This is a genomic window from Bacillus sp. Pc3 (assembly GCF_000815145.1).
In the GTDB taxonomy this organism is placed as follows: domain Bacteria; phylum Bacillota; class Bacilli; order Bacillales; family Bacillaceae; genus Bacillus; species Bacillus velezensis.
On the sequence record NZ_CP010406.1, the window covers coordinates 1,550,950 to 1,564,139 of the forward strand.

General features: G+C 41.0%; 13 protein-coding genes and 7 tRNA genes. 4 read left to right on the plus strand and 16 right to left on the minus strand.

All coding sequences use genetic code 11. From position 1 onward, the window contains the following. Nucleotides 1-282: 282 nt before the first annotated feature. From SB24_RS07175 to SB24_RS07185, 3 genes are read left to right on the plus strand one after another with little or no spacing between them, the layout of a single operon-like run. Nucleotides 283-2,004: a ribonuclease YeeF family protein gene (locus SB24_RS07175; protein WP_039252625.1), complete on the plus strand. Its 1,722-nt coding sequence runs from the start codon at nucleotides 283-285 to the stop codon at nucleotides 2,002-2,004. An 11-nt stretch (nucleotides 2,005-2,015) separates the two neighbouring features. Beyond that, nucleotides 2,016-2,534, plus strand: a complete 519-nt coding sequence (locus SB24_RS07180; RefSeq protein ID WP_039252633.1) for a hypothetical protein — start codon at nucleotides 2,016-2,018, stop codon at nucleotides 2,532-2,534. An 8-nt stretch (nucleotides 2,535-2,542) separates the two neighbouring features. Then, complete coding sequence (locus SB24_RS07185) at nucleotides 2,543-3,001, plus strand: SMI1/KNR4 family protein (RefSeq protein ID WP_039252635.1); 459 nt, start codon at nucleotides 2,543-2,545, stop codon at nucleotides 2,999-3,001. Between the two features lie 179 nt (nucleotides 3,002-3,180). Here the strand turns inward: SB24_RS07185 and SB24_RS20375 are convergent, their stop codons facing one another. The 9 genes from SB24_RS20375 to SB24_RS07230 form a co-directional block, all read right to left on the minus strand. Beyond that, nucleotides 3,181-5,550, minus strand: a complete 2,370-nt coding sequence (locus SB24_RS20375; RefSeq protein ID WP_039252637.1) for a P-loop ATPase, Sll1717 family — start codon at nucleotides 5,548-5,550, stop codon at nucleotides 3,181-3,183. Nucleotides 5,551-5,802: 252 nt separating this feature from the next. After that, nucleotides 5,803-5,886, minus strand: a tRNA-Leu gene (locus SB24_RS07195). A 68-nt stretch (nucleotides 5,887-5,954) separates the two neighbouring features. Continuing rightward, nucleotides 5,955-6,036 (minus strand) — tRNA-Leu (locus tag SB24_RS07200). A gap of 8 nt (nucleotides 6,037-6,044) precedes the next feature. Then, a tRNA-Lys gene (locus SB24_RS07205) sits at nucleotides 6,045-6,120 on the minus strand. A 33-nt stretch (nucleotides 6,121-6,153) separates the two neighbouring features. Beyond that, nucleotides 6,154-6,228 (minus strand) — tRNA-Gln (locus SB24_RS07210). An 11-nt stretch (nucleotides 6,229-6,239) separates the two neighbouring features. After that, nucleotides 6,240-6,314: transfer RNA gene (locus SB24_RS07215), tRNA-Glu, on the minus strand. A 19-nt stretch (nucleotides 6,315-6,333) separates the two neighbouring features. After that, nucleotides 6,334-6,424 (minus strand) — tRNA-Ser (locus SB24_RS07220). 3 nt (nucleotides 6,425-6,427) lie between these two features. Continuing rightward, nucleotides 6,428-6,502, minus strand: a tRNA-Asn gene (locus SB24_RS07225). 135 nt (nucleotides 6,503-6,637) lie between these two features. Further along, the gene (locus SB24_RS07230; protein WP_031378635.1) at nucleotides 6,638-7,087 is read right to left on the minus strand and encodes a SprT family protein; all 450 of its coding nucleotides are present in this window, start codon (nucleotides 7,085-7,087) and stop codon (nucleotides 6,638-6,640) included. A 99-nt stretch (nucleotides 7,088-7,186) separates the two neighbouring features. Here SB24_RS07230 and cmpA point away from each other — a divergent pair, with 99 nt between their 5' ends. Then, nucleotides 7,187-7,300, plus strand: a complete 114-nt coding sequence (cmpA, locus tag SB24_RS19955) for a cortex morphogenetic protein CmpA (RefSeq protein ID WP_003156164.1) — start codon at nucleotides 7,187-7,189, stop codon at nucleotides 7,298-7,300. A gap of 9 nt (nucleotides 7,301-7,309) precedes the next feature. Here the strand turns inward: cmpA and SB24_RS07235 are convergent, their stop codons facing one another. The 7 genes from SB24_RS07235 to SB24_RS07265 form a co-directional block, all read right to left on the minus strand. Continuing rightward, on the minus strand, nucleotides 7,310-9,469 hold the full coding sequence (locus SB24_RS07235) for a Tex family protein (RefSeq protein ID WP_039252639.1): 2,160 nt from the start codon (nucleotides 9,467-9,469) through the stop codon (nucleotides 7,310-7,312). 72 nt (nucleotides 9,470-9,541) lie between these two features. Then, entirely contained in the window at nucleotides 9,542-10,144 is a 603-nt protein-coding gene (locus SB24_RS07240; RefSeq protein ID WP_039252641.1) for a phosphoserine phosphatase RsbX, read from the minus strand. Continuing rightward, entirely contained in the window at nucleotides 10,144-10,932 is a 789-nt protein-coding gene (gene sigB / locus SB24_RS07245; RefSeq protein ID WP_003156171.1) for an RNA polymerase sigma factor SigB, read from the minus strand. The genes SB24_RS07240 and sigB overlap by 1 nt, the downstream gene beginning before the upstream one ends. After that, nucleotides 10,898-11,380: an anti-sigma B factor RsbW gene (gene rsbW / locus SB24_RS07250; RefSeq protein ID WP_007609591.1), complete on the minus strand. Its 483-nt coding sequence runs from the start codon at nucleotides 11,378-11,380 to the stop codon at nucleotides 10,898-10,900. The genes sigB and rsbW overlap by 35 nt, the downstream gene beginning before the upstream one ends. Then, nucleotides 11,377-11,706 (minus strand): anti-sigma factor antagonist, encoded by a 330-nt coding sequence (locus SB24_RS07255; protein WP_031378636.1) that lies wholly within the window; start codon nucleotides 11,704-11,706, stop codon nucleotides 11,377-11,379. The genes rsbW and SB24_RS07255 overlap by 4 nt, the downstream gene beginning before the upstream one ends. Before the next feature lie 63 nt (nucleotides 11,707-11,769). Then, on the minus strand, nucleotides 11,770-12,777 hold the full coding sequence (locus SB24_RS07260; RefSeq protein WP_039252645.1) for a PP2C family protein-serine/threonine phosphatase: 1,008 nt from the start codon (nucleotides 12,775-12,777) through the stop codon (nucleotides 11,770-11,772). 11 nt (nucleotides 12,778-12,788) lie between these two features. Next, nucleotides 12,789-13,190 carry an anti-sigma regulatory factor gene (locus SB24_RS07265; RefSeq protein WP_003156178.1) on the minus strand — a complete coding sequence of 134 codons (402 nt, stop codon included), beginning with the start codon at nucleotides 13,188-13,190 and terminating at the stop codon, nucleotides 12,789-12,791.

Below are 13,190 nucleotides of genomic sequence, written 5' to 3' on the forward strand. Positions count from 1 at the left end.
GAACCTCCACGGGTTATTCGCCCGCTGGTCCCTCAACATTGTGATTCCGTATCACTGATTATGAAAACTTATTTTCATTACACTTTCTAACACCACATTACATCATTTCTATAGGTTTGAATGAATTATGGTTAATAATTGGTGAGTAAAAAACCCCCTTAATTCCCCGCTTCTCGAAATCTCATTACGTTCAATTCATTACCTCTTCTTCAACAATTTTTTCGAACTTCACATCCTATCCATGGTAATATTTAGATATAAACTTACTGAAAGGATTGTTCAATGAAAGTATTTGAAGCAAGGTCTTTGTTATCTGAAGCTGAAAACCGAGCAAACGATTATAAAGAATTGAAAAATCAAATGATTAATTTGAAAAAAGCATTTAAGGCTGTTGCTGATCTTGATGATAATGAGTTCTCTGGGAAGGGAGCAAACAATATTAAAGCATTTTTTCACGATCATACCGGTGTAGCTGATCAATGGATTGATTTAATTGATATGAAAATCGCTTTCCTTACTAGTATCTCCGGTATTCTGGAAGATGCCAACTTATCTGATGCATATATCGAAGAATCCTTCTTAGAACACGAACTGGCAAACGCATATAGAAAATCACCAGCAATTATGTCCGAGCAGAAGAAAGCAATGAAAGATATACTGAGTGATATTGATGACATTCTTCCACTTGATTTATTTTCAACAGAGGCTTTTAAGGATGAGCTCTCGTCCGCCGAAAACAAACGAAAAAAAACTATTGAGAAAATAGGCGATACAGACGAGAACTTAAAAACTGAATATGCAATGACTGAACATAACGAACAATTTATTAAAGCAGACTTTCAAAAGTTACAGGAGTCAACAGGTAAGGGCAAAAACGCTTCACCTATACATTATAATGCCAAAGTTTATCGTGAGAGTGACATCCATAAGAAAAAAGGCGATATCGAAAAGCGGTCTGAAGCTTATTTAAAGATCAAAAAAGAGGAAGCTAAAAAACGCGAAATTAAAGATTTGAAAAAACAGCTTGTAAATGTAACAGATCCTGACGAATATTTAAAAATTGCTAAAAAAATTGGATACGAGAATTTGGAGCCTGACCAAAAAGTTTATTTCCGCCAGCTCGAAGAACTTCAACAAAAAGCCGATATCGGAAAAGGTATTGCAGTTGGAATGTATGAAGCCGGTAAAGATACCGTGATGGGTCTCTATCAACTTGCAATGCACCCTATTGCAACGCTTTCTGGTACGGTGAACGCAGTCTTACATCCAATCGATACTTATAAGATCATAGCAAAAGACATTGAAGACACTTTCCAACGTGATATGATTAATGGAGATAGCTACAGCAGGGCAAAATGGATGTCCTATGTCGGCAGCACTGTTGTTCTTGCAGTAGTTGGTCCGAAGGGTATTGATAAAGTATCCAAAGTTGCAAAAGCCGGTTCAAAAGTTGCTGCAATTAAGACGCTCGAAGTTTCAAAAACAGGAATAAAAAAAGGTATTGAATATGTTAAAATACCAAATGTTTTTGAACAACAGTATGCAATGGCTGGCGGTTCAGGGACTTTTCCATTCAACACAATTGACGGGGAGAGTTATAAAAACTCTGCACTTGAAGTTTTTAAGAACCAGTCTGCTACACATGGTATAAAAAAAGCAAAGCCGCATGAAGTTGTAAACGAATTAGAGACTTTTCAAAGCAGGAAATACATTTTTGGAGGACAATCATTTCTCATTGATAAACGTGGAATGAAGCATATTTTAGAGCGCCATCATCCTAGTTTATGGGATGGCTCAGTTAAGTCTCGTCAATCTTTTCTCAATAAAGAGATGACTGTGAGCGATGTTGCAGATGCGATAGAATCAATCATGAAACAAAACCGTGAAGAGTTAGTACAAAAAGGAACAAAATTCAGTTATCAAATTAGAGGGACGTATAAGGATCAGCAATATGTTGTAGGCTTTCAAAAAGGAAGAGTAGGTCAATTCTATCCGGAAAAATAGGAGAGGTAAGAATGTTTTATATACAATCATTAATTCTCAAGCCAAATAAGAAGATAAAGGATCTTTCAGTCTTAAAAAAGAATGTTAACGATTACTTTGTCACCCTTAACAATACAGGGGAACTTAAGAACATGAAATCACAGTTAGACCCAAACTATTTATCAGGAGCGATTATTTTAAAATATGGTGAACAAGAATTGCTTGATGTCACGATGTGGGACTTGATTGACCAATTATGGGCTTATTTTTTGAATTTAATTGAAGAAACTATTGAAACAGGAGAAAGCGAAACTTATTTTCCGGATCAACCACTTCTATTGAAAATGAAATCAATATCGAATGATATGTTGTTATTTGAAATTGATGAAAAACAAAAAGTATTACTGCCGAAACTTGATTTTTTTGAAACACTCTTAAAAAATGCAAAAGGTTTCTTTGAAACTATGATTTCTGTTTTAGAAGAAAGCTGTGATTATGACTACGAACTCAATAAGATCGATGAATTGCAAACCAAAATCAAATGTGTGTGAGGCTAAATGTGAATTACTCTAGAGTGAAAAAATTCTTTGATGAGAATAAAGAATATTCAATTCTTACTGGAGGCGTCACTGACAAACATATTAAAGAGATAGAAAAAGATCTCAAAGTAACCCTACCAGACAGTTATAAGTGGTTTTTAACTGAGTATGGTTCAGGAGGCGCGTTCGGGACTATGATACTCGGTTATGACTCTCATGGAGCTGAAGTTGTAGAACAAACCAAAGAATACAGAACGTTCTACAATCTTATACCAGGTCTTGTTGTTATTGAGTATATAGATGAATTCTCTTATTGTCTTGATACAAATAAAATGGTAGATGGAGAATGTCCTGTTATCCTTTGGGACAACCATGAAGGATATGGTTATACAGCTGCAAATAATTTTCTTGAATTTCTTCTTCAGCAATTGAAAAAAGGTAAAGAGGACTTAGACGAAGATCAGGATTGGGAGGATTAATATTTTACTACTCTTCTTAAAAAAGTACTAATTGTACAATAATATCCAAATAAATTAAAGTATTCTCAAAAAATACTAAGCACAGCACCTGTTCAACAAAATAGAACTGGTTCTTCTTTATATAGCTAAAGGGAAATTCAAATAAAACATACCAAATTTGTTTGGTATGTTTTTTAAATTTAAACTATTTGATCAAACGTCTCTATTGGCTCAATACCAAGGTAAGCATAAAAGGCTGGATTAATCCGATATCTTTTAGACTTTTTATTTCTTTGAGCAAGTTTGTCCGAGAGTTTATCAATTATTTTGGGAGGCCTTTTGCCACCATAATATTCAAATGTGTCCTTCTGTGTTTCTTTTCCAAGAAACGTTAATTCACAAAGAATTTTTATTACCTCATCTATATTTTGAGAGGTACAATTTTGCAAACATTCTATAAGTCTTTCTTCAGAGAGGATTGGCTGTTCTCCGACAAATTCATAAAAAATAGATTCAAGATCCTCAACCCTATTCCCATTTTCAGGGAACAAAGAAGACAAGGCATATTCTGAATAAGCGTATTCAGCAGCTAGAAAATCTTCTTCTTCAACTGTAGCATGTCCTTTATTCACTGCTTCTTGTAAAGCAGATTTAAAAAAGAAAATTATATCTCTAGGACGAGGAATTATTAAATTAGAAATAAAGTTCTTTAATGGAATACCATTTACATTTTCACAAAAATACTCTTTCCAAAGTGCCTCAGGGCTAGTAACACCGTTATTACTATACTCAATTCTATTTTCAATAATTCTAAAAAGCATTATAGGTTCATTCCAAGACAAATTTTTGTAAGGGACCTTGTCTCTCTCGTCAACAAAGCTCATAAGTCTAGAATAGATATCACTTCTTAAAAAAACTATTAAAGAAAGATTGACTTTTACATGTTTATATGAACTTTTATGAAATTCATCTGTAACCTTATGAACAACATTTAATAGACCTGATAATAATTGACTCATACTTTCTAGTTCGGCACTATCATTCCATCCCTTGTCTAAATTATCTATTAATATGGTGACTTTCTCCTTATTTTCTAAAACCATTCCCAAATGATTTCTTAACTCTTTAATCATGGTTTCATGTAAGTATTCACTTACTCTTAATCTATTTTCTTCCATGCTCTCTTCGGCTGATAAAGAACTTAAGTTATTAACTACATTTTCTAGTCTTAATGTAAAATCAGCGTTTATTATTCTTTCTTGTGTCTTGACAAAACCTATAAAATTATCTTCTTCTTCAGTTCTTTGATAGTGAAGAGGTAAATTATCAAGGTACTCAAAAAACTGTCTACCAATCTCCGTGTATATTAGAAATTTCCATACACTCTCTATTAAATGTCCTTGTTCTGATCCTTTCTTTAAGTTGCTAATAATTTTTAATACACCTTCAAATTCATGACCTTGTGGCTGGATAGATACCACAAAATTTCTCTTGTCTTCTCTCATTTCACTTCTAATTTTAATTAAATTCGCAGTTTTCCCAGTGCCTTTACGTCCTACAAATAAAACTTGTTGTGCACTTAACGCTTCTTTATACTCAGCAGTTTCTAGAAAATACTCGACTAAATCATGATTTTCATTTTCTGCTACATGATCACCTATTAAAAGGTTCGATAACTTTCCTAGGGCCTTTTTTTCTTGTTTAAATTCTGAATGATCTGAACTCTTCTCGTTGAATTTGTTAACAATTGGTTCAAACCATTCTTTAAATAATGATTCACATTCTTCCGTATTTCTATGTGTCTTTAAAACATCCTCAAAATCCAATGGAGATTTAAACTGATCATGAGCTAGCAATATAGTTTTTTTTCCTAACCCAACTGACAAACCCGCTATAAGAGATTTTCTTGCAGTAATCAATGGCTTATCTTCTTGAGTATCCTTATTGTGAAAATGTATTACTGTTCCTAAAGCATTCGGCAATAAATTTAGATACCAACTTAATGGTTCACGTCCCTCATAAGGATCGTCCATCTTTTTAGGTAATCTTGATTTATTTATTATAGAGTCTATTTTGCTTGACTCATTTGTATTGATTTCGCATTTCATATATATTAAATTACTGTTTATTTCAGCATGTTCAGGTCTAAGGTCAATTTTAGTTAATGTTCTGTAAGGGCTATCGTGATAAAATTTTTTAACAAGCTCATCAGAATTTTCGTAACCATTGTAACCAATAGTAGTAATAGCTCTTAACATTTTGTAATTCTTAACAGAATCACGATGCGCAGTATTTAGCGTAATCCATATTTTTTTTTCTTTTGCAATAGCATAACCTAATTCATACAGTACATTAGGATTTAAGTATGTAAGATCACACATAAAAAGGTCACATTGTTCAATTGCCTTTAAAATGTTTTTTATTATAAATTTCCCGGAAATCTCGTAATCTTCCCATGTTGTAATTTTAATAGAGTGGCCTCTATTGATCTCTTCAACTGATTCACGAATATCTTGTAATAAGTCGGGCCTATGTGATGGATATGCATAAAAAGCCTTTGGAATTGCCATTGTCTACATCTCCTTTGAATTAATTATATCACCTAAAGTTTTATAACAAAAGAAGAATTTGGAACTCCTTTTATTTTCAAATTAGACACAATTCATCTCCTGCTCTAGTCCCAATCAGAAAAATTGAAAAGTTTCACAATTAAGGCTTACTTTAAGTAACTGGTGGGTTTTGGTGAGCAAGTCCTTTTTCAAGGCCGTATTTTCAGCATAAAAAAAATACCAAAGGTGGTTAAACCCTTGGTATTTTTGAGATGCGGCCGAGAGGACTTGAACCTCCACGGGTTATTCACCCACTAGGCCCTCAACCTAGCGCGTCTGCCATTCCGCCACGACCGCGTGCTATGAAGCTGTCTTTCCACTAAGCATATAAGCTAGTGATGATGATCAGCACTTTGAAAAGAAAGTGCGGGTGAAGGGACTCGAACCCCCACGTCGTAAGACACTAGATCCTAAGTCTAGCGCGTCTGCCAATTCCGCCACACCCGCGTGACAAGTGGTGAGCCATGAAGGACTCGAACCTTCGACCCTCTGATTAAAAGTCAGATGCTCTACCAACTGAGCTAATGGCTCGCTCTAAAAGTGATTCAAAAATTTTAAATAAAATGGCTGGGCTAGCTGGATTCGAACCAACGCATGACGGAGTCAAAGTCCGTTGCCTTACCGCTTGGCTATAGCCCAACGAAGGTAAATGGTGACCCGTACGGGATTCGAACCCGTGTTACCGCCGTGAAAGGGCGGTGTCTTAACCGCTTGACCAACGGGCCGTCTGGTTGAGAACTTATCTGGCGGAGAAGGAGGGATTTGAACCCTCGCGCCGCTTACGCGACCTACACCCTTAGCAGGGGCGCCTCTTCAGCCACTTGAGTACTTCTCCATATGGCTCCACAGGCAGGATTCGAACCTGCGACCGATCGGTTAACAGCCGATAGCTCTACCACTGAGCTACTGTGGAATAATCAGACTTTCTTTATTATAAATGATGCGACATATTGTGTCAAGAAGCAACATTTATTTTTTTGAGAAAGTGTCGTTGTCTCTCAACGACTTTTATAATTTAACATAGAACATTAAAATGAGTCAAGCCTTTTTAAAAAATTCTTTTGATTTTTCCTCTGCACTTTCCGCAGGCATATCTTTCCGGATTCATTGCCCGCTTCTTTATATACTGTTGGCCGCAAGCCGCGCATCTATACATATATGTTTTCTTTTGTGTCTTTTTGGTTTGGAGCGGCGTGCAGAATCTCGGCGCTCCGACTTTCTGAAGCAGTTCTCTGAAGTCTTTGTCTCTGTGCTTGTACCCTTTTCCTTCAAGGTGAAGATGGTAATGGCACAGCTCGTGTTTGATGATGCCTACCAGCTCGCTCCGTCCGTGTTCGAGCAGATATTTTCGGTTTAATTCAATGTTATGAGAAGACAGCATGTACCGGCCGCCTGTCGTTTTCAGCCGGTCATTGAAGAAGGCTCTGTGACGGAACGGCTTTCCGAAATCTTGTTCAGAGATGTCTTCCGTCAGCTTTTGAAGTTGTTCGTTATCCATAAGTGCACCCCGCTTTAAAAACATTGAACGGGACAATTCACCGTTCGCATACAATGAGTTAAAACCGACCTCTAACTAAAAGCTGAGGAGGAATGAGCCATGCCGAATTGGCTGATGAAACAAATGCAAAAAGCGTTTTTAGAAAAGGACAATTACCAAATCAAACTGCTGAATCAGTGCTGGTATTTCTACAGAAAAAAACACTGCTCGTAAGCAGTGCTTTTATTTTACCATAGACAGCGACACTCTGCCTTTTTGCACGTCCACCCCTTCAACCCATACGGTGACGATGTCTCCGACCGATACGACGTCGAGAGGATGTTTGACGAATTGATTGCTCAGTTTTGAAATGTGCACAAGCCCGTCCTGCTTGACGCCGATATCGACGAAAGCGCCGAAGTCTACAACGTTGCGGACGGTGCCCTGCAATTCCATTCCTTCCTTTAAATCCTCAAGCTGCAGAACGTCTTTTTTCAGCAAAGGCTTCGGCACTTCGTCACGAGGATCGCGCTCCGGCCTTGTCAGCTGCCCGCAAATATCCGCAAGCGTAATTTCCCCTATACCGAGCTCTTCAGCCGTTTCAGACAGCGGCAATGCGCTTATTTTCTCTTTTACGTCCGCGCTTCCGATCTGATCCGCAGTGAGCTGCAGTTTTTTGAGCAGCGCCTTTGTCTCTTTATAGCTTTCCGGGTGTATCCCGGTGCGGTCGAGCGGCTCCGGTCCCCCGGGCACTCTCAAGAAGCCGATGCACTGTTCATATGTTTTTGCGCCGAGACGCGGAATTTCTTTCAGTTCTTTGCGATTTGTAAATTTTCCGAGCTCTTCCCTTTTTTTAACGATATTGCCGGCAACGGTTTTGGATAACCCGGCTACATATTGGAGCAGCGCGGCTGAAGCTGTATTGACATTCACCCCGACTTGGTTGACGACGGTCTCTACGACAAAACGGAGAGATTCGTTTAATTGCTTTTGGCTGACATCGTGCTGGTATTGCCCGACGCCGACGGATTTAGGATCAATTTTTACAAGCTCGGCCAGCGGGTCCTGCAACCTCCGCGCGATGGAGACGGCGCTGCGCTCTTCGACCTGAAAATCCGGAAATTCCTCACGGGCGATTTCTGACGCGGAATACACGCTTGCTCCGGCCTCATTGACGATGACATAATAAATGTCACGCTCTGTTTCTTTCAGCACATCAACGACGAATTGCTCTGTCTCCCGTGATGCCGTGCCGTTTCCGATCGCCACAACCTCGACTTCGTACCGATCCAGCAATTGTTTGATTTTTTCCCGGGCTTCCGCTGTCTTTTTTACGGGAGCGTGCGGGTAAATGACATCGATTTTCAGCACTTTTCCCGTCTCATCAACAACTGCCAGTTTGCACCCCGTACGGAAGGCCGGATCGACGCCGAGCACAACTTTCCCCTTCATCGGCGGCTGCAGCAGGAGCTTACGCAGGTTTTCAGCGAAAATATGAATCGCCTGCGCGTCTGCTTTTTCTGACAGCTCTTTGCGGATATCGCGCTCAATAGCCGGCTGGATCAGACGTTTGTAACTGTCCTCAATGGCTTCTTTCAGCGTTTCTATCACAGGCGTTTCACGGTGTTTGATAATTTGCTTTTCTAAATAAGCTTTTATCTGATCGGCGGGCGGTTCGATCGCAATCTTTAAAATGCCTTCTTTTTCACCGCGGTTCATCGCAAGCACTCTGTGAGGAACGACCTTTTGGATCGGCTCTTCGTACTCGTAGTACATTTCATAGACGTTTTTCTCGTCATCAGCGGCTGACTTGCCTGCCGCGGAAGTGAGAATTCCTTTTTTATACGTTTCCTGGCGAATCCACTTTCTGAAATGAGGATCATCCGAGATTTGCTCGGCTATGATGTGCTTCGCGCCTTCAATGGCTTCCTCTCTTGAAGCGACTTCTTTTTCTGCACTGATATATTGATCAGCGATGTCGTGAAGGCGGTTTTCTTTCGGGAGAGAAAGAATATAGTCCGCAAGCGGTTCAAGACCTTTGTTTTTGGCGACGGTGGCTTTTGTTTTCCGTTTTTGTTTGAAGGGACGGTATAAATCCTCGACTTCCTGAAGCTTGACCGCTTGTTCGATTTTTTGCTTCAGCCCTTCCGTCAGCTTGTCCTGCTCAGAGATCAATCTGATGACTTCTTCTTTCCGCTGCGTCAGGTTTTGTATGTATTGCCACCGCTCGGAAATTGCCTGAATCTGCACCTCGTCCATTGAGCCGGTCTGCTCTTTTCGGTACCGCGCAATAAACGGGACGGTATTGCCGTCTTCCAGCAGGCGGATGACACTTTCGACATGTTTTTGGGATAACGCTGTTTCTTCAGCGATTTGTTTTTTCAAAAGGGCTAACGTTTCCATATCACAAAAGCCTCCATCTCTTCATTCTTTCTCTAGTGTATCAAAAAACGGCGGAACATAAAAAAAGCAGCCTTACGATAAAAGCTGCCCTAGAATATAGGTCAAATCATCACGTCTGGATGTTGTGTACGGATGAAGTGATTTTGATATATCTTCTATTGAGTGTCCCTGCTTTAAGCAGGTGCGGATATGTGGAGCCTCAAGCCCATCCGTGTAGATGATGAACCTCGCCCCTTTTTCGTATGATGACGTATACGTTTTGTATCTTTGCGGTTTGCCTGAGAGGTAACCCGAAATCGGCAGCGGATGAAAGACTTCGCCTGATGGGGAGTGCAAGAAGAAACGGACGTTGCCGATCGAGCAATATGTCAATTCCCTTTTGATGAAATTGATTTTTAAGATGGAGGCAGTCGCCCCTCTTTTGTTTTTCATCGCTTGATTGCAGCGCTCAATGATGCTTTCCACATCCTCATCCGCATACGTTTCCACGATGTCTTTAATGGCTGACGAGGATTCATTGGCAAGAGATCCGCTGCCGAGACCGTCCGCTACCGCGCAAACTAATTCTTCTTCATTCGCCTTCATAAAAAAGCTGTCGCCGCATATGGACTTGCCTTCTTTATTTAATTGGTATACAAGAGTTTGAACATGTTCATTTTCTTCAACCTGAATCATTACATTAGCTCCATGGAGGGATCTCCAATCAAGGCCTCTCTCAGTTTTTTCACCGCTTTCCGCTGCAGGCGCGAGACGTGCATTTGAGATATTCCGAGAATGTCCCCTGTTTCTTTTTGGCTTTTATTTTGCACAAATGTTAGATCGATAATCTGTTTTTCGCGGTCGGACAGCACATGAAGCACGCTTTTGATCATCATCTGCTGGTTGACGCGTTCGTATCCTTCCTCCTGCGAACCGACGATATCTAAAATCGTGACGGTGCTTCCGTCCGCATCCGCTTCGATGCTGTGATCGACAGACAGCGCCTGATAGCTTTTTCCCATCTCCATCGTTTCAAGCACTTCCTCTTCTGACACATCGAGAAAGGCTGCGATTTCTTCGACTTTCGGCGACCGCTGCGTCTCTGTCGTCAGCTGATCCACCGCCATTTTAATGCGCGGCCCGAGTTCTTTAATCCGTCGCGGGACGTGTACGCTCCATGTTTTATCTCTGAGGAAGCGTTTGATTTCGCCGATGATGGTCGGAATCGCAAATGCTTCAAAGGATTTGCCGACCTCGGGATCATACCGTTTAATGGCTCCGAGAAGTCCGATCATCCCGACCTGGCGGAGGTCTTCATGAAAACTTTTTCCTTTTGAATATTTCTTTGCCAGCATTTCGACGAGATTGGTATACACCTCAACGAGTGTTTCCTGGGCTTCTTTATTATCATGTGTTTGAAAGTCGCGTATGAGCCGATCAACTTCATCTTTAGTTAGTTTCGTAGTTTTTGATGGTTGTGCCATGATCAACTCGCTCCCCATTTAAATACTTTGTCATCGCCACGGTTACGCCAGAGTTGCTTTGAACTTTGACTTCATCCATGAGCGTTTCCATTAAATACAGACCGAGCCCTCCTTCTGACAATTGATCGACTGTGTGCGAAGGAGTGTACGGCCCGAGATCCTGCTGCTTCTGATCAAAATCAAAGCTGTCTCCCTGATCGGCGACAATGACCTCCAGCCGATCCTCAAACACACCGAACCGCACGGATACTTCTCCCTTATTTTCATCGTTGTATGCATGCTGGACAGCGTTTGTACAAGCTTCGCTGACAGCGATTTTTAAATCTTCAATGTCATCATAGGTATAGCCCATTCTGCTTGCGACCCCTGATAACGTAAGCCTGACGATTCCTACATATTCCGGTTCGGCCGGAATTTTCATCTCTATATAATCAACTGATGTACTCATTGCACGCCACCTTCTGACTTTGCCGAAATGTCGATGATGTCCTTAAGCCCCGTAATTTCAAACAGACGGACGAGCCGGTCGGAAAGATTCTCAAGCTTCAGAGAGCCGCCTTCCTTGCTCACCGTTTTAAACACGCCTACAAAAACGCCTAAACCCGTACTGTCCATATAATTTACATCTTTTAAGCAGATTCTCATGTCTTTCCCCTCGTTTGCCAGGGGCATCAGCTTTTCACGAACCACCGGAGCTGAGTATACATCGATTTCTCCAGCGATTTTGATTTGTATATCTGAAAGATTCTCCTTCATATCTACCGTTAAATTCATCGTATCACCTCTGAAAGTTATCCTTACTCGTGCTAATGGCTTTTTACCCGTGCTGCTGTTTTTTTAAACCTTTCTTTTTAAAACAATTAACGTAAAATCGTCATGAAGCTGAAAGTCCTGGAGTCTCAGCAGGCTGTCGTAAATGTTTTTGACCATATCCTGCGCGGAGCAGTCCATATGTTCTTCCAGCATGCGCTGAATGTCGCTGCGTTCTAAGAAACCGTTTTCGGTACGGCATTCGGTGACGCCGTCAGAAAAAAGAACGATCATGTCTCCTTCGTCCATGTGCTGTTCATATTGGCTGTAATCAAAATCCTGAGAAATTCCCAGCACCAATCCTTTTGCCTCCAGATCATAAAACTTTTTTTCTTTTTCAGAGTAGTAGAAGCCCGGTTCATGCCCCGCAGAGGCATATGTAAATTGGTGATTTTCCGTATTGTAGTTTGCGTAAAACATGGTGATAAACATGCTTGAATCCACGTTCTGTTCTACAACGCGGTTAAGATTTTTCAGCACTTGGGAGGGGTGAATGCCGATCTCCGGAAGAGAGTCCATGGCATACTTGATCATCGACATGCACAATGCGGCGGGTATTCCTTTTCCGATGACATCGGCTATCGCGATGTTAATCGATTCCTTGTCTTTGACAAAGTGATAATAATCCCCGCTCATCTGTTTGGCGGGGACGCTGATCGCCCCGATATCCAGATCTTCTTCTTCAGGAATTTTTGTGCCAAGCAGCGTCTGCTGAACATTTGCGGCAATTTCAATTTCTGAACGAAGCTCCTGCTGGATATCTCTCAGACTTTGATGTTCCTGATAAGCCATCCCGTAGCCAATCATGACTTCTATTAAAAAATCCAGCGAATGAAAAACATCTTCCGGCAGATCCGGATACAGTTCCTTTACTACTTTTCGGTGGATACTGATAATCTCCTCCGGAGGAACCTGATGTTCAATCGTTTTTCGGCTGAATTTTTGGGCTTGATATAAAGATGTTTCTGTTAATTCGGCTATATATCGGCTAAGCAGCTGATGATACCGCTGCTCTATAACCTCCCTGAAATCCACGTTCTAACCTCCTACCGAAGCCATTTCACGGCTTGAATCTCTGTTCCTTCCTCTGCAACAGATTGCAGGCTGAATTCGTCCATCAGCCTTTTGACGCCCGGAAGTCCCGCTCCCAGTCCGCCTGACGTTGAAAAGCCGTCTTCCATCACTTTACGGATGTCGGGGATTCCGGGTCCTTTGTCTTCTGCTATAATTTTAAGGCCTTTTTTCCCTCTGTCGTTTACTTGTTCTATGCTGACCTGGCCTTTGCCTGCATATAAGTAAATGTTTCTGGCCAATTCTGAGATAGCCGTCGTGATTCTGGCCTGGTCCACCGTACCGAAGCCTAATTCCTTCGCAACGTTGCGGCCAAGCTGTCTGGCGGCTACGATATCCCATTCTGTCATGATTTTCACACAGGATTGGTCGTTCAT